20 protein-coding genes are annotated in these 13,935 nt (G+C 69.2%); 8 read left to right on the forward strand and 12 right to left on the reverse strand.

Going from position 1 to position 13,935, the window contains the following annotated elements; translation table 11 throughout:
• Positions 1 to 15: 15 nt before the first annotated feature.
• Positions 16 to 1,452 carry an MFS transporter gene (locus ACIHFE_RS01730; RefSeq protein WP_400103469.1) on the reverse strand — a complete coding sequence of 479 codons (1,437 nt, stop codon included), beginning with the start codon at positions 1,450 to 1,452 and terminating at the stop codon, positions 16 to 18.
• Between the two features lie 186 nt (positions 1,453 to 1,638).
• Between ACIHFE_RS01730 and ACIHFE_RS01735 the strand changes: the two genes are divergently transcribed.
• The 3 genes from ACIHFE_RS01735 to era all read left to right on the forward strand — a co-directional run bounded on the left by ACIHFE_RS01735 (position 1,639) and on the right by era (position 3,863).
• On the forward strand, positions 1,639 to 2,460 hold the full coding sequence (locus tag ACIHFE_RS01735; protein ID WP_400104389.1) for a helix-turn-helix transcriptional regulator: 822 nt from the start codon (positions 1,639 to 1,641) through the stop codon (positions 2,458 to 2,460).
• Positions 2,461 to 2,486: 26 nt separating this feature from the next.
• Positions 2,487 to 2,840 (forward strand): cytidine deaminase, encoded by a 354-nt coding sequence (locus ACIHFE_RS01740; protein WP_400103471.1) that lies wholly within the window; start codon positions 2,487 to 2,489, stop codon positions 2,838 to 2,840.
• Positions 2,841 to 2,921: 81 nt separating this feature from the next.
• On the forward strand, positions 2,922 to 3,863 hold the full coding sequence (gene era, locus ACIHFE_RS01745) for a GTPase Era (protein WP_400103473.1): 942 nt from the start codon (positions 2,922 to 2,924) through the stop codon (positions 3,861 to 3,863).
• Between the two features lie 45 nt (positions 3,864 to 3,908).
• On the opposite strand, the gene ACIHFE_RS01750 is transcribed toward era, so the two are convergent.
• Complete coding sequence (locus tag ACIHFE_RS01750) at positions 3,909 to 4,709, reverse strand: alpha/beta fold hydrolase (protein WP_400103475.1); 801 nt, start codon at positions 4,707 to 4,709, stop codon at positions 3,909 to 3,911.
• A 147-nt stretch (positions 4,710 to 4,856) separates the two neighbouring features.
• Here ACIHFE_RS01750 and ACIHFE_RS01755 point away from each other — a divergent pair, with 147 nt between their 5' ends.
• The 4 genes from ACIHFE_RS01755 (at position 4,857) to ACIHFE_RS01770 (ending at position 7,287) form a co-directional block, all read left to right on the forward strand.
• Positions 4,857 to 5,714, forward strand: coding sequence for a helix-turn-helix transcriptional regulator (locus tag ACIHFE_RS01755; RefSeq protein ID WP_400103477.1), 858 nt, complete (start codon positions 4,857 to 4,859; stop codon positions 5,712 to 5,714).
• A 7-nt stretch (positions 5,715 to 5,721) separates the two neighbouring features.
• Positions 5,722 to 6,006, forward strand: a complete 285-nt coding sequence (locus ACIHFE_RS01760) for a hypothetical protein (protein ID WP_400103479.1) — start codon at positions 5,722 to 5,724, stop codon at positions 6,004 to 6,006.
• The gene (locus ACIHFE_RS01765) at positions 6,003 to 6,398 is read left to right on the forward strand and encodes a hypothetical protein (RefSeq protein WP_400103481.1); all 396 of its coding nucleotides are present in this window, start codon (positions 6,003 to 6,005) and stop codon (positions 6,396 to 6,398) included. The genes ACIHFE_RS01760 and ACIHFE_RS01765 overlap by 4 nt, the downstream gene beginning before the upstream one ends.
• A gap of 79 nt (positions 6,399 to 6,477) precedes the next feature.
• Positions 6,478 to 7,287: an SDR family oxidoreductase gene (locus ACIHFE_RS01770; protein WP_400103483.1), complete on the forward strand. Its 810-nt coding sequence runs from the start codon at positions 6,478 to 6,480 to the stop codon at positions 7,285 to 7,287.
• Positions 7,288 to 7,308: 21 nt separating this feature from the next.
• Here ACIHFE_RS01770 and ACIHFE_RS01775 read toward each other — a convergent pair whose 3' ends face one another.
• Genes ACIHFE_RS01775 through ACIHFE_RS01805 form a run of 7 tightly spaced genes read right to left on the reverse strand, consistent with a single transcriptional unit; the run spans position 7,309 to position 10,464 of the window.
• Entirely contained in the window at positions 7,309 to 7,827 is a 519-nt protein-coding gene (locus tag ACIHFE_RS01775) for a DUF6879 family protein (protein WP_400103485.1), read from the reverse strand.
• Between the two features lie 21 nt (positions 7,828 to 7,848).
• On the reverse strand, positions 7,849 to 8,310 hold the full coding sequence (locus tag ACIHFE_RS01780; protein ID WP_400103487.1) for a hypothetical protein: 462 nt from the start codon (positions 8,308 to 8,310) through the stop codon (positions 7,849 to 7,851).
• 58 nt (positions 8,311 to 8,368) lie between these two features.
• Positions 8,369 to 8,593: a DUF397 domain-containing protein gene (locus tag ACIHFE_RS01785; RefSeq protein WP_400103489.1), complete on the reverse strand. Its 225-nt coding sequence runs from the start codon at positions 8,591 to 8,593 to the stop codon at positions 8,369 to 8,371.
• A gap of 42 nt (positions 8,594 to 8,635) precedes the next feature.
• A complete protein-coding gene (locus tag ACIHFE_RS01790) occupies positions 8,636 to 8,905 on the reverse strand; it encodes a hypothetical protein (RefSeq protein WP_400103491.1) in 270 nt (89 codons plus the stop codon).
• A 32-nt stretch (positions 8,906 to 8,937) separates the two neighbouring features.
• A complete protein-coding gene (locus tag ACIHFE_RS01795; protein WP_400103493.1) occupies positions 8,938 to 9,768 on the reverse strand; it encodes a helix-turn-helix domain-containing protein in 831 nt (276 codons plus the stop codon).
• On the reverse strand, positions 9,765 to 10,289 hold the full coding sequence (locus ACIHFE_RS01800; protein WP_400103495.1) for a DUF6879 family protein: 525 nt from the start codon (positions 10,287 to 10,289) through the stop codon (positions 9,765 to 9,767). Before ACIHFE_RS01800 ends, ACIHFE_RS01795 begins: the two co-directional genes overlap by 4 nt.
• Positions 10,273 to 10,464, reverse strand: a complete 192-nt coding sequence (locus tag ACIHFE_RS01805) for a hypothetical protein (RefSeq protein WP_400104390.1) — start codon at positions 10,462 to 10,464, stop codon at positions 10,273 to 10,275. The genes ACIHFE_RS01800 and ACIHFE_RS01805 overlap by 17 nt, the downstream gene beginning before the upstream one ends.
• 360 nt (positions 10,465 to 10,824) lie before the next feature.
• On the opposite strand from ACIHFE_RS01805, the gene ACIHFE_RS01810 reads away from it, so the two are divergent.
• Positions 10,825 to 11,679, forward strand: coding sequence for a hypothetical protein (locus ACIHFE_RS01810; RefSeq protein ID WP_400103497.1), 855 nt, complete (start codon positions 10,825 to 10,827; stop codon positions 11,677 to 11,679).
• 17 nt (positions 11,680 to 11,696) lie between these two features.
• Here ACIHFE_RS01810 and ACIHFE_RS01815 read toward each other — a convergent pair whose 3' ends face one another.
• From ACIHFE_RS01815 to ACIHFE_RS01825, 3 genes are read right to left on the reverse strand one after another with little or no spacing between them, the layout of a single operon-like run.
• Complete coding sequence (locus ACIHFE_RS01815; RefSeq protein WP_400103499.1) at positions 11,697 to 12,287, reverse strand: hypothetical protein; 591 nt, start codon at positions 12,285 to 12,287, stop codon at positions 11,697 to 11,699.
• A 57-nt stretch (positions 12,288 to 12,344) separates the two neighbouring features.
• A complete protein-coding gene (locus ACIHFE_RS01820) occupies positions 12,345 to 12,614 on the reverse strand; it encodes a protealysin inhibitor emfourin (protein WP_400103501.1) in 270 nt (89 codons plus the stop codon).
• Between the two features lie 29 nt (positions 12,615 to 12,643).
• A complete protein-coding gene (locus tag ACIHFE_RS01825; RefSeq protein ID WP_400103503.1) occupies positions 12,644 to 13,699 on the reverse strand; it encodes a M4 family metallopeptidase in 1,056 nt (351 codons plus the stop codon).
• Between the last annotated feature and the right edge of the window lie 236 nt (positions 13,700 to 13,935).

Consider the following 13,935-nt stretch of genomic DNA (forward strand, 5'->3'; position numbering starts at 1 on the left):
TCCTCCCCGGCGCTTTCAGCGCCCCGCGCGTCCCCGCAGCCCCAGCGCCACCAGTACCGCCACCCCGGCCACCACCGCGGCGTCCACCCCCAGGCCGAGCCGGATGCCGCCCAGCGTGGCCTCGGCGAAGGAGGCCCCACCGTCCTCGAGGGTGGTGGCCCGGGCCGAGACGACCGCGCTCAGCAGCGGGATGCCAATGGTGATGCCGATCTGCTGGGAGCTGGTCACCAGCCCGGTGGCCAGGCCCTGCTCACTGTCCGGCACCCCGGAGGTGGCGGTGACGCCATAGGCGACGATGGCCCACAGATGGCCGACGCAGGCCGTGGCCGCCGCGGCCAGGGCCAGCCACGCACCGGAGTGCGCCCCCAGCCCCAGCAGTCCTGCCGTGCACACCGCCTGCACCGCCAGCCCGGTCACCAGCGTGTTGCGGGCCCCGATCCGGGCGATCACCCTGGGCGCGGTGATCCCGGCCACCGCCGCGAACACCCCCTGCACCCCGAACAGCAGCCCGGTGCGGAAGGCCGAGAGCTTGAGCACCTCCTGGAGGTACAGGGTGAGCAGGAAGACCACGGTGCTCATCATCGAGAAGGTGACCAGCCCGCCCAGGTTCCCCCAGGCGACCGTCCGCCGCCGCAGCATCGGCAGCGAGACCAGCGGCTGTGCGGCCCGCGACTCCACGGCCACGAACGCGGCCAGCAGCAGCACCCCGGCCACCAGGGTGACCAGGACGTCCGCGCCGCCGAAGCCGCGCTGGGCGGCGGTCGACAGGGCGTAGATCAGCGCCAGCAGGCCACCGGTCACGGTCACCGCGCCCGGCACGTCGATCCGGGGACGCTCCGTGTTCCGTGACTCCGGCAGCAGTCCCGGCGCCAGCACCAGCACCGCCACCCCGGCCACCGCGAGCAGCCCCATGGTGGAGCGCCAGCCCAGGGAGTCGGTCATCACTCCGCCCAGCACCATGCCGACGGTGAAGCCCAGCGACAGCAGGGTGCCGCTGATGCCCAACGCCCGTTCCCGCTGCGGCCCTTCGGCGAAGGTGGTGGTCAGCAGGGACATCCCGGTCGGCACGATCACCGCCGCGCCCAGCCCCTGCAGCGCCCGTCCGGCCAGGAAGGAGGCCGGGTCCCAGGCCAGCGTGGCCAGTGCCGAGGCGACCGTGAACAGGGCGAGCCCGGCCAGGAACAGCCGCTTGCGGCCGAGGAGATCGCCGATCCGGCCGGACAGCAGCAGGAAGCCGCCGGAGGGCAGGGCGAAGGCGGTCACCGCCCATTGGAGGTCGGCCTGGCCCATGCCCAGGTCCGAACCCAGCACCGGCAGCGCGACATTGAGGATGGAGAAGTCGAGCGCGACGATGAACTGGGCCGCGCACAGCACCAGCAGAATCAGTTTCGCGCGAGTCCGGAGAGAGGGTTCCGCCACAACTGCCGGGGCGGGGGAGGTGTCGATCGCCATGCCCCCACCCTCCGGTGTCCGGAATAGCCATGGGGAGAGGGCGCTTATGGTGGTGGCCGCACCACCAGGCAGCAGGGGGAAGCCTTGACCACTCCGTCCTCTCCGTCCTCGACCGCTCCGCCCACCGCTCCGTCCGCCGTGTCCGCGCACCAGCCGCGCCGGCGGCCCGAGTTGCGCGAGTTCCTGATGAGCCGCCGGGCCAGGGTCTCCCCGGCCCAGGCCGGCCTCCCGGACGGCGGGGCCCGCCGCCGCACCCCCGGCCTGCGCCGGGAGGAGGTCGCGGTGCTCGCCGGAGTGGGCGCCAGCTGGTACCAGTGGCTGGAGCAGGGCCGGGACATCACCGTCTCCCCGCAGGTGCTGGACTCGGTGGCCCGGGTGCTCAGGCTGGACCACACCGAGCGCCGCCACCTCTATGTCCTGGCCGGGCTCAACCCCCCGCTGCCGGACTCCGGCTATCCGCAGGACTACCTCTGCGACGGCCTGCACCGGCTGATCGACGGCTGGATGCCCTTCCCCGCGCACATCATGGACCCCTACTGGAACACCATCGCCTATAACGAGGCGGCCGGTCTGGTGATGGGCTTCCGTCCGGAGATCCGGCAGAACTGCCTGATCGACTTCTTCACCGACCCCTTCTACCGCTCGCGTGCCAACAACTGGCAGGAGAACGCCGTCGTCGTGGTGGCCCAGTACCGCGCCGCCTGCTCCGAGCGCCCCGACGACGAGGGCTTCGCCGAGGTCATCGCCGAACTTTCCGCCGCCAGCGCGGAATTCACCGAGCTGTGGGCCCGCAATGACATCCGCCCCGCCGGCCAGCTGATCAAGGAGTACACCCATCCGCTGGTCGGCGTCCTGCACCTGGAGGCCACCCAGCTCCGCATCCCGGCCCGCCCGGACCTGGTGATCGTCTTCCATAACCCGGTCCCGGACACCGGCACCGCCGCCAAGCTGGAATGGCTCACCAGCCCGGAGGGGCGCCGGGGCGGGATGTACTCGGTAGCGGGTTGACGGGACCCCTTCACTATCCTCACCCCATGACGGACATCGCCGCGCTCGGCCCCGAAGACCGCAAGCTGATCACGCTCGCCCGTACCACCCGGGCCCGTAACGCCGTCCCCGAGGGTGCGGCGGTGCGGGACGAGACCGGGCGGACCTATGTCGCCGGGACCGTCGCCCTGTCCTCGCTCCGGCTGAGCGCCCTGCAGACCGCGGTGGCCATGGCCGTGGCCGGCGGTGCCAAGTCCCTGGAGGCGGCGGCGGTGGTCTCCGAGGCCGCCGAGGTGCCGGAGGCCGACCGGGCGGCGGTACGGGACCTGGGCGGACCGGCGACCCCGGTGCTGCTGGCCGGGCCGGACGGCACCCCGCTCGCCGCCGTCGCCGCCGGCTGACGCCCGCGATCCCGGCAAAGTTGATCTTCCAGGCCGCCCCGCTGGTCTGCGCCGCCGGGGCGATCAGGGAGAATATGTGACATGGACAAGGCTCCCTCTCCCTCCCAGCAGCCCTTCCGCGCGGGCTTCGCGTGCTTCGTCGGCCGCCCCAACGCGGGCAAGTCGACCCTGACCAACGCACTGGTGGGGACGAAGGTCGCGATCACCTCCAACCGTCCGCAGACCACCCGGCACACGGTGCGCGGCATTGTGCACCGCCCGGACTCCCAGCTGGTCCTGGTGGACACCCCCGGTCTGCACAAGCCGCGCACCCTGCTGGGCGAGCGGCTCAATGATGTGGTCCGCGCCACCTGGGCCGAGGTCGATGTGATCGGCTTCTGCCTGCCCGCCGACCAGAAGATCGGCCCCGGTGACCGCTTTATCGCCGGTGAGCTGGCGGAGGTCAGGAAGACCCCCAAGGTCGCCGTGGTCACCAAGACCGACCTGGTGGACTCCAAGACCCTGGCCGAGCAGCTGCTGGCCGTGCAGAAGCTGGGCCAGGAGCTGGGTATCGAGTGGGCGCAGATCGTGCCCGTCTCGGCGACCGCCGGCAAGCAGGTCTCGCTGATCGCCGACCTGCTGGTGGACCTCCTCCCGGAGAGCCCCCCGCTCTACCCCGAGGGCGAGCTCACCGACGAGCCCGAGCAGGTGATGGTCGCCGAGCTGATCCGCGAGGCCGCGCTGGAGGGCGTCCGCGACGAGCTGCCGCACTCCATCGCCGTGGTGGTCGAGGAGATGCTGCCGCGCGAGGGGCGCCCGGCGGACAAGCCGCTCCTGGACATCCACGCCAACCTGTTCATCGAGCGTCCCAGCCAGAAGGGGATCATCATCGGTCCCAAGGGCGCCCGGCTGAAGGAGGTCGGTATGAAGTCCCGCAAGCACATCGAGGCGCTGCTGGGCACGCCGGTCTACCTCGACCTGCATGTCAAGGTCGCCAAGGACTGGCAGCGGGACCCCAAGCAGCTGCGCCGGCTGGGCTTCTGAGTTCATCCGCTTCTGACGTCATCTGCTTCTGAGTTCACCGCCGGGTCAGCCGGCGGTGAACTCGTCCATCAGCTTGGCGAATTCCCCCGGCCGCTCGGCGAACGCCACATGCCCGGCGTCGAGTTCGGCGTACTCGCTGCCCGCGATGGCGGCGTGCAGGGCGCGGCTGTGCTCCACGGGCACACAGACGTCCTGGACGGCGCCGATGACCAGGGTCCTGGCCTGGATCCGCGGCAGCAGCGCGCGCACATCGACCCGCAGGTCGAGGTCGACATGGCGCAAGGTGCCCTCGGTGGGCGGCATATTGGCGAACAGCTGCTCCACCTGCTCCCGGCCGATGGCGTTGAGGAAGCCCCGGCTGAATCCGGTCAGGGTGACGAACCGGCCGAAGGCTGCGGCGGGGGCGTGCTCGCCCAACTCCCGCCAGAGCCGGAAGCTGTTGCGCAGATACTCATCGCCGTCGGTGTGGGCCCACCCGGCCAGAAGGATCAGCCGCCGCACCAGGCCGGGCCGCAGGGCGGCCACGGCCATGGCCACCGGGGCGCCCAGCGAGAAGCCCAGCAGGTCCACCGGCCGCCCGCCCTCGGCGTCCTCGATGACCGCGATCACCTGGGCGGCCAGCCCCTCCACGGTCAGCGGGGCCCCGGCGTCGGTGGTGCGTTCCGTGCCGGACAGGTCCGGGGTGATCACGGTACGGTCCCCGGCGAACGCCGGCACGGTCTGCGACCAGTTGACGTCGGCCCCGCCGGAGCCGGTGCCATGGACCAGCACCAGGGCGGGCCGCGAGTCCCCCTGCCCCGTGCGCTCGTAGTGCACCCGGGCGTCGGCGACGGTAACGGTGGCCATGGTGGTTCTCCTCTGCGGTAGCGGATCTCCGGGCCACCCGGCCCGGCCTCACCCACACTGCCGCCGCCCGTCCCCGCCCGGCAGAGACCTGATCAACCTGGGACCGCCGATCCCTGGTTGGGCGGCCGGACTGGGCAGGATGTCGCCATGACGATCAACCGCCCCGAACTCGCCGACTTCCTGCGCCGCTCCAGGGACCGGATACGCCCCCAGGACGCGGGCCTGCCCGCCGGGACCCGGCGCCGCACCCCCGGCCTGCGGCGCGAGGAGGTCGCCCAGCTCGCGGGCATGTCGGCGGACTACTACATCCGCCTGGAACAGGCCCGCGGCCCGCAGCCCTCCCCGCAGCTGCTCGCCGCCCTGGCCCGCGCCCTGCGGCTGTCCGCCGACGAACGCGACCACCTCCACCTGCTGGCCGGCCACCAGCCCCCCGCCGGCCCCGCCTCCGGCGACCACATCGCCCCGGGCCTGCTGCACCTGCTGGAGCAGCTGCCCACCACCCCCGTCCAGATCCTCAGCGCCCTGGGCGACGTCCTGGCCCAGAACCCCATCGCCGAGGCCCTGCTGGGCGGCGTCTGCACCGTCTCCGAACACGGCCGCAATGTGGTCTGGCGCTGGTTCACCGACCCGGCGGTGCGCGCCGCCTACCCGCCCGAGGAACACGACCACTACAGCCGCCTGCATGTCGCCGACCTGCGCGCCGCAATGGCCCACCGCCCCGACGACCCGGCCGCGTCCCGTCTCCTGGCCCGACTCCACTCCACCGGCGCCGAGTTCACCCGCCTCTGGGAACTCCACGAGGTGGCCGTCCGCCGCCAGGCCCGGATGCGGGTCCTGCACCCGGAGACCGGCCTGCTGACCCTGGACTGCCAGGTCCTCTTCGCCCCCTCCGGCGACCAGCGCGTCATCATCCTGACCCCGCCGCCGGGGTCGGATACGGGGGAGCGGCTGGCGTTGGTGGGGGCGGGGCGAGTGTCCGCGCCGTCTCCTGTGGCAGCGCTATAGTCCAACTATGGCGACTACCACCATTCAGGTGCCCCGGGAGACTCGCGATCACTTGGCCGAGCTCGCGAAGGAGCGCGGTGTGAGCATCGGCCAGCTGGTTGCGGACTTGGCCGCAGAGCAGCTGACGGCGGCGCAGCGCGCCGAGCGGCTCGCCGCTGACCGTGAGGTCGTCCGACGGGTGATCGGCGTCGACATCAGCGATGAGGAGTTCGAAGGGGCGCCCGATGTGCTGGGCAACATCTACAAGATCGCCGCTGAGAAGGCTCGGGCGGCCCGAGGCAACGCCGCGTGATCATCCTCGACACCAGTGCCGTGAAAGCGCTTGTTCGCGGGCACAAGTCGCTGAATCTCCTGGCGGGCAACATGGCCGCCACAGCCGGTGAACGGCTGTCCGTTCCCGCCCTGTGCCTGATGCGGGCCGAGTCGGAGGGGCAGGGTATCTCCGGCAGCCTGCTCGCTCTGTCGTGCGTCGAAGTCGACCCCTTTGACGCGGTTGCCGCCGTGAGCGTGGGCACCATGATCCGTGACGGTTACGGTGGCGCGGACACCTGTCATGCCTTGTACTGCGCCTTGCCGCGTGCGGAGTTCACCGGCATGTCGATCCTGCTGACCGGCGACGAGAACGCCTATCCGCCGGGTGTGGTCACCGTGGATATCGATTCGCCCGGGATGTTGGGCTTCTAGCCCGGCGGGCGCTTACGCCGCCCGACAGCGGTCAGAATCCCGTACCGGGAAGGCGGATTACGGGAAGGAAAACCGGCACATGTTTCATAACCGGGTGGCGATAGTGACCGGCGCCGCCTCCGGAATGGGCCTCGCGCTCAGCCGGAGGCTCATCGCGGCGGGGGCCACGGTGGTGATGGCCGACATCGACGGCGAGCGGGTCGCCCAACTGGCCTTGGAACTCGGCGAGTCGGCCGATCCCGTGACCGTCGACGTGACCCGGGAGCCGGAGGTCACCGCCCTGGTGAACGGAGCCGTGGAGCGGCATGGGCGCCTGGACTATATGTTCAACAACGCGGGAATCGGCGGCACTCTGCCCTTCGACCGGGCCACCACCGCGCACTGGGAGCGGATCGTCTCGGTCAACCTCTGGAGCGCGATCCATGGCACCCGTGCCGCGTACGAACACATGCGCCGCCAGGGCTTTGGGCACATCGTCAACACCGCGTCCATCTCCGGCCTGATCCCGGTGCCGATGCAGACGCTCTACAACACCACCAAGTACGCGGTGGTGGGCCTGTCCACCTCGCTACGGCCGGAGGCCGCCGCCCATGGGGTGCGGGTGTCGGTGGTGTGCCCCGGAATGGTGGACACCGGCATCTTCGGTGTACCGATCCTGGGTGAACGCAAGCGCGAGGCCCCCGCTCCGCCCGGTGCGGTCCCCGCCGACCGGGCGGCGGCCATCATCCTTTCCGGGGTTGCGCGCAACCGTCCCGTCATCGTCTTTCCGGCCCGCGACCGGGTGGGGGAGTGGGTGCAGAGGCATGCGCCGGGGGTGATGGCGCGGCGGATGCGGGGGCTTTATCGGAGGCGGGCGGGGGGCGTCGTCGACTCGCTGAGTGCTCGCTAGGCGGGCAAACACCGGCTGGGCTCAACGCCCAAGCGTTTTCACGTAGTCGGAGAGGGGCATGGACTCGGCCAGGGCAATGCGCTGGGCCTGCCGGAAGGGTTCCGGGTCGCCCTCGAACAGTTCGCGGCTGACCGGCCTGCCGTCCGGATCGAAGTGCATGAGCACGATCGTTGACTGGTCGAAGATCCAGAAATCCTGGAAGTCCGGGAGTGGGTTTTCCCGGTCCGTCACATCGAGGACGCGGACGTCTTCGCCTGCCTTCACGCTGTATGCGTAGTACTGGAACGCGAAGCGGAGGTAGTCCGAGAGTGGGCGCGTGACGATATGTACCCGGCCCATGGCGCGGCCGGATGCTGTGTGTGACCGGATGAGACTGAACCAGTCCTCGTCGTATGGGGCGGCGGGGATCTCCCCCGCGAGGAAGCGGGCGAAATCTTCCGTCTCTTCGGGTACGAGGTAGTGAGGCAGCGTCTTAAGCCTCCATACCTCGACCTGGAAGTCTTGGAACTTGGCATCCCACTCTTCGTCGTCCAAGAACATGTTCAGCCTCCTTGAGGGACGTCATACGGGGCAGGGGAGCTCTGGTGCCGACCGGTTCGGCGAGCATGTCACCACGGCGATGCTGAGGAACAGGGGACGTCCGAGGTAGAACCCGAACGAGACGTCGCCGCCTCGGCCGAGGGTTTCGGCGGCGTAGGCGGAAGCGACCGCATGACGGTTGTGGTCGCTCTCGACGCGCCTTGCGTAGTGGGCGAGTTGACCGCTCAGCCACTGGGTGGCTTGCGCCGGATCGTTCCAGGTTCCCCGGATCGCTTTGGCCGGCTTCAGCAACAAGTGGGCGGTTTGGAGCGGTGGTACATCGGTCGTGCGCCATTGCGCGACGGCTTCGCGGTAGCGCTGGATGACGTCTGGTGGGCAGGTTGCCGGCGGCTCGTCCGCCGGCGGCGGGCGTCGCAGGCTCTCCTTGTCGAAGACGGCCTTGTCGCCGACCCATAGGTAGCCGTGGAAGTGCACGGTTCCCATCCAGTTGTAAGTGAAGGGCTCCCGCCCTGGAGTACGGGAGGGCGGGAGCCGTTGTCGGTCAGGCCGAGAGGCCGAAGCGGGCCGGGTCGGTCCCCGCCGCGTTGAGTTCGGCTGTGGTGAATCGCAGGGGTGCTGCTTGCGGGCGCTTGCTGTCGCCCAGGGCCCAGGCGTCATCGCCGATGCGGGCGAGGGTTACGCACGCCTCGCCGTCCGGGTGCGTGTTGCCACCGCAGAGGCGGACGAACTTGGCGTCGCTGAGTGAGAGGTCGTACAGGTCAACCATGCTGAACCTCCTTGGAGTTGGCCGGACGCCGTATCCGTTGGCTTAGCTGAGTGCACGCTGCCTGGACTGTGCGTAGACCAGGGCGTCGATCAGCTTCCGTACGGTCGGCAGGGGCACCGTCCCGAGGAACACGGAGGGCTCGCCCGAGAGCGAGGCCCGGCCGGTCAACTGGGGCCAGGAATCGCTGTCGCCCACGCGGATGCCCATTTCCGCCAGGACGCGCTCAAGCATGAACGCGGCGTCGTCGGATTTGCGCTTGCCGGTGAGGAAGGCGTCGGCCTGGTGTACGGCGGATTCGGTGTCCGAGGTCATGTGGATATCGTGGGGCCATGGTGACGGGGTTTCTATCCTGTTTCCTGTTCTCGCAAGAATCCGTCACGGATTTCCTCGGCCAGGCTCCGCATGTCCTCCCCGGCCAGGGCAACTTGCTCGAATCCTTCGAACTTGGCGATGTACAGCTGAACATCTCGCGGGTCGGTTGCAACTACTTCAGCATGTACCGTTTCCACGGTGACCACGTGCTCATCCCGGATCACGAACGCATGATTGGCGATGTCGTGCTGTCGTGCTGCCAACGGGACCACTCGAATGTCGACGTGAGGGAGCCGAGAAATTGAGACGATCCGGTCCAGTTGGGCAGCCATCATCTGTGCCGATACAATCCGCCACCGGAGCGCCGGCTCGGTGATGACGAACCTCAGCGACTTGGAGTTGTCGTACAGAACTCCTTGGCGGTCAATTCTGCCACTGATGGTCCGAGAGAGCGTTTCTTCGGTCAGGCCGTGACGTTGCAAGATGGCTCGCATGTACTCGGGTGTTTGAAGTAGACCAGGAATCAGAGCCGGTTGGAACAATCGCAGCACCGACATCTGGGATTCGAGTGCCTTGAGGGTCTGTTGCCCTTTGTGTACACCTGCCCGTTTCAACAACCGCCAGGCTGTCGCCTCTGTTGCCGCTGCCCGTGCTGCCTCCGTGTACTCCGCCTTGATCTCTTCCGATACCCCGATGGCGGTGAGGATCCGCTCTACGTCCGTGGCGCTGGGCGAGAGTTTGGCGTTCTCAATCTTGGACAGCTTGGACGGAGACATGACGGCGCTGCGGGCAACCGCTTTGGCCTCCTTGCCGGATGCCACTCGCAGTGCCCGCAGTGCAGCCCCGAGCTGTGCTCTGTTCACACGCCGTGTTTCGCCCACCAGTCAGGGAACGGCTCCGCGTGAGCGATTGCGATGTCCCGATAGCGAGCGAACTCGGCGGTGCCGTCTGACGGCAGTACATCCGCGCCGAGAAAGGCTCCATGGCCGTCATAGCGCATGGAGGCTACATGCTGTGAATCGAAGAGCCAGAAATCTGGCACGCCCGGCAGAGGGTTGGCCTTATCGGTGGTGTCGAGGATGAAGAACTCCTCACCACCGGTCATGTTCGTTGCGTACCCCCAGCCGAGTTCGTACTTGAGGTAGTCCGTCAGTGGGCGGGCCAGGATGTGCACGCGGTAGACGCGTTTGCCCCGGGTGGTGTGCGAGCGGACCTCTTCGACCCACTGAGCGTTGTAGTTCTCCGGCTGCTGCTCCCCGGCCATGAAGGCCCGAAAGCCCTCGACGTTTCCGGATCGGCTGTAATCGTCCAGGGTTTCCAGCCGGAACGCTTCTTGCTCGAAGGAGTCGAACAGGGCGCCGAGGGTCCTAGATGAGCCGGTCACGAATGGCCTTCCTGATCAGATCCATGGGGATTTCCACCAGCGTTTCATGGGCGGGGATCCGTAGCCCGTGGTCGGTCGGTTTTACCCCCTGTACCAGAAGGGTTTCACGGTCTGTTGCGTACAGCGTGGGGCAGTCCGTGATGTCGCAGGTACTGACCAGTTTGGTGACCTTCATCGCCATCAGGCCCTTCTCGAACATGCTGTTGAGCGCGTCGAGATCCATGCTTCCGACACCGTGCCCCCTGGGTCAAGGCATGGCAGTTGAGAGAACGGGAAACCGACGTCAGGCGCCGGTTGGAGCCGCCCGAGCCCCGGCCCCCGGACCCCGAACCCTCTTTCCAAGGAATGGGTGGCGGGCTTGACCCGCCCACCCACCCAACTGCCGTGCGCACTCGAACGGATGACTTTTCGGAATGGGTGGCGGCGAGGCCGCCGAGGCCGTATAGCGTCCGGAGAAAGCAAACGGCCCCCGGTCGGTGCAGCAACACCTCCGAGGGCCTGACCACAAGATCCACAACCCTGTAAGGACGATCTCATGGCTGTCGCCCAGAGTACCCCCATGGCCGCCCCCGGCTACGGCAAACGCTCCGCCCCCGGCCAAGCCCCCCGCACCGCCCGCGACTTCGCGCACCTGCCTGCCCGGGAGGCGGCCATCGCCGCGTATATCGACCGGCTGCCGGACGGTGCGGCCATGGACGCCAAGACGCTGGCGAAGCAGATCGCGGCGTACGGTCAGCAGGCGGTGCGCAGTGCGCTCAACAACCTGTCCCGGGCCGGGCACTTGCGGCGTGTCCAGGAGGGCGCCGGAGAAGGCCGTACCCAGTGGGTGACGCGCACCTACTTCAGCCGGACGCCGCGCGATGACGACTGGTGGTCAACCTTCCTGACCGGGGACACCCCGAAAGAGGAAGAGGCGGCCGAGCCGCAAGCCGCGCCGCCGTCGCGGGCGTATCGCGCGCTCGCCCTGCTCGGGCGTACCCAGCCGCGCCTGGCCCTCTCCGCCGCCGAGTGCGCGGCCCTGGCATCCCTAGCCGAGCAATGGTTCCAACGAGGGGTGAGCGAGGGCGAGTTCACGCGGATGCTCATCGCCGGGCTGCCGAGCGAGCCGATTCACTGCCCGGGGGCGTTCGTCCGCAGGCGGCTGGTGGACAAGCTGCCGCCGGAGCTGAGCGTGAGCGTGCCGGTCAGCCGGACCCGCATTCTGGAGTGCACGGGCTGTGGCATCCCCGGCACGCCCCAGGCCCTCCCCGGTGGGCTGTGCCGCATCTGCCATGGCGGCGAGCCATCGGCCGTCGACCCGGCGCATGCGGCGGCGGTGCATCGCCGGGTGGACGGGCTGCGTGCGGCGATCCGGGAACGCCGCACGGCAGGAGGGGTTGGTCGCCGGTGACGTGCGGTGCGTCCGGATCAGGCGCGGACCATGTACCAGGAGCCGATGCCGTTGCAGCCATTGAGGTTGAAGGAGATGCTGCGGTAGCCGGGCGGGATGGGTGAGCCGGAGCAGGTCCAGAGGCCGTTGCGGACCAGTTGGTGGTACCAGGCGCCGATGCCGTTGCAACCGTTGCGGATGTAGTTGGTGATGACGTAACCGGGGACGATCGGCGAACCGCCGCAGGTCCAGATGCCGTTGCGGACGAGCTGGTGGTACCAGGCGCCGATGCCGGTGCAGCCGTTGCGGTTGTAGTTGGTGATGACATAGCCGGGGACGATGGGTGAACCAGAGCAGGTCCAGATGCCGTCGCGGACCGGCTGCTGGAACCAGGAGCCCCGGCCCTGGCAGCCGTTGCGGTCGTACCCGGTGATGACATACCCGGCGGGGACGGGCGCCCCGGAACAGGACCATCCGCCGGACCTGTGCCCGGCGGCATCGGCCGGGGCCGCGCTCGTGCCCAGGAGGACGGTGAGGACGGAGGCGACCAGCGCAACCGCGGTGAAGAGCGCGGATATCGCGCCGGCGAGTCTTCGCGTGCGGGGGATGGGGGAGCCCAACTCTTCCATGTCACACCTGCCTTGATGTAGGGGCGTAGCTGGACCCTACTCGGCCGAGTGTGTGTTCTACGCCCCTTCGCGCAACACGGCGCGAATCAACTCCCGCTGGTCGTCGGTGAGATGGGGATCGGCCAGGTGCACCTTGCGGTTGTCCACGGTGATTTCGTAGTGGAAGCCGTCCGGCACGCCCCGGCCCCCGGGCGCGTCCCGGCCGGGAGCCAGGGCACGGTGGGCCAGGGCTTCCAGATGAGTGGCGTCGGGCCGGCCGGAGGTGTCCAGCTCGGCCCGGCGCTCGATTCCGGCGAAACCCCCGGTCCGGGTGATGACGATGCGCATGGCCACATTGTTGCCCGGCGGGGGCCGCGTTACGAGGTGGGGACGCCCACCTGGGACCACGCCTTGAGAACCGCCTGGGTTTCGGTGCCATCGCCGTACAGCGAGCGGGCCACCGTCGCGGTCAGCCGGGCGAAGGTGGCGAAGTCGGCGTCGGAGGCCAGCTCACCGCCGGTGAGGGTGGCGTACCAGATCTTGCCGGCGCGCTCCCAGGAGTGGCCGCCCAGGGCCGAGGCCAGCAGGTAGAAGGCATGGTTGGGGATGCCGGAGTTGAGGTGCACCCCGCCGTTGTCCCGGGGGGTGTTCAGATAGTCGTCCATGGTGGCGGGCTGGGGGTCGCGGCCCAGGCGCGGGTCGTCATAGGCGGTGCCGGGGGCCTTCATGGAGCGCAGGGCGACGCCGTGGATGTCCGGGCCGAGCAGGCCGGCGCCGATCAGCCAGTCGGCCTGCTCGGCGGTCTGGCCCAGCGAGTACTGCTTGATCAGCGAGCCGAAGACATCGGAGAGGGACTCATTGAGCGCCCCGGACTGGCCGTAGTACTCCAGGTTGGCGGTGTGCTGGGTGACACCGTGGGTGAGCTCATGGCCGATGACGTCCACGGAGACGGTGAAGTCCCCGAAGACCACACCGTCACCGTCGCCGAAGACCATCTGCTGGCCGTCCCAGAAGGCGTTGTCATAGTTCTCGCCGTAGTGCACCGAGGCGATCAGCGGCAGCCCGGCGTCGTCGATGGAGTGCCGGCCGTGTACGTCCCGGTAGTAGGTGTAGGTGGCGCCCAGGGCCGCGTAGGCCCGGTTGGCGGTGGCGTCCTTGCAGGGAGTGTCGGTCTCGGCGAGTACCTGCCGGCCGGGCAGGTCCTGCTGGTGGCCGGAGTCGTAGATGGTGCGCTGCGGGTGGTCGGCCGGGGCGGTGGCGATGGCGGCCTCGGTGCGCAGCGCGGTCAGCCGGCGGCGGGTGCGCAGCACCGAGTCGTGCTCCAGGGTGCGGCGGGCGGGCTCATGGTGCCGGGAGTCCTCGGACTGGGCCAGCCGGTCGAGCAGGTGTGGGGGGACGATGCCACGGAAGGACGCGCACTCGGTGGGGTTCATGGACGCAATGTCGCACCGGGACACGGGGCTGTCAGCGAGTCCGGCGGGGATTCATAAAGATGGGTGGCGGGCCTCCGGTCGGGGGCCCGTCCCGCATGGTGGAACGGTCGGGCGGCGGTCATGGGACTCGGTTAATGTGCTGCGCACCATGCGTTTCGGGATGCTCCTCCTTAGCTGCCGCGGCGAGGGCCTGTAGTCGAGGCCGACCCCCTCCCCGCGGAGTTCGGTGTTGCGGC

Origin of the sequence: Streptomyces sp. NPDC052396 (assembly GCF_044593195.1) — a bacterium.
In the GTDB taxonomy this organism is placed as follows: domain Bacteria; phylum Actinomycetota; class Actinomycetes; order Streptomycetales; family Streptomycetaceae; genus Streptomyces.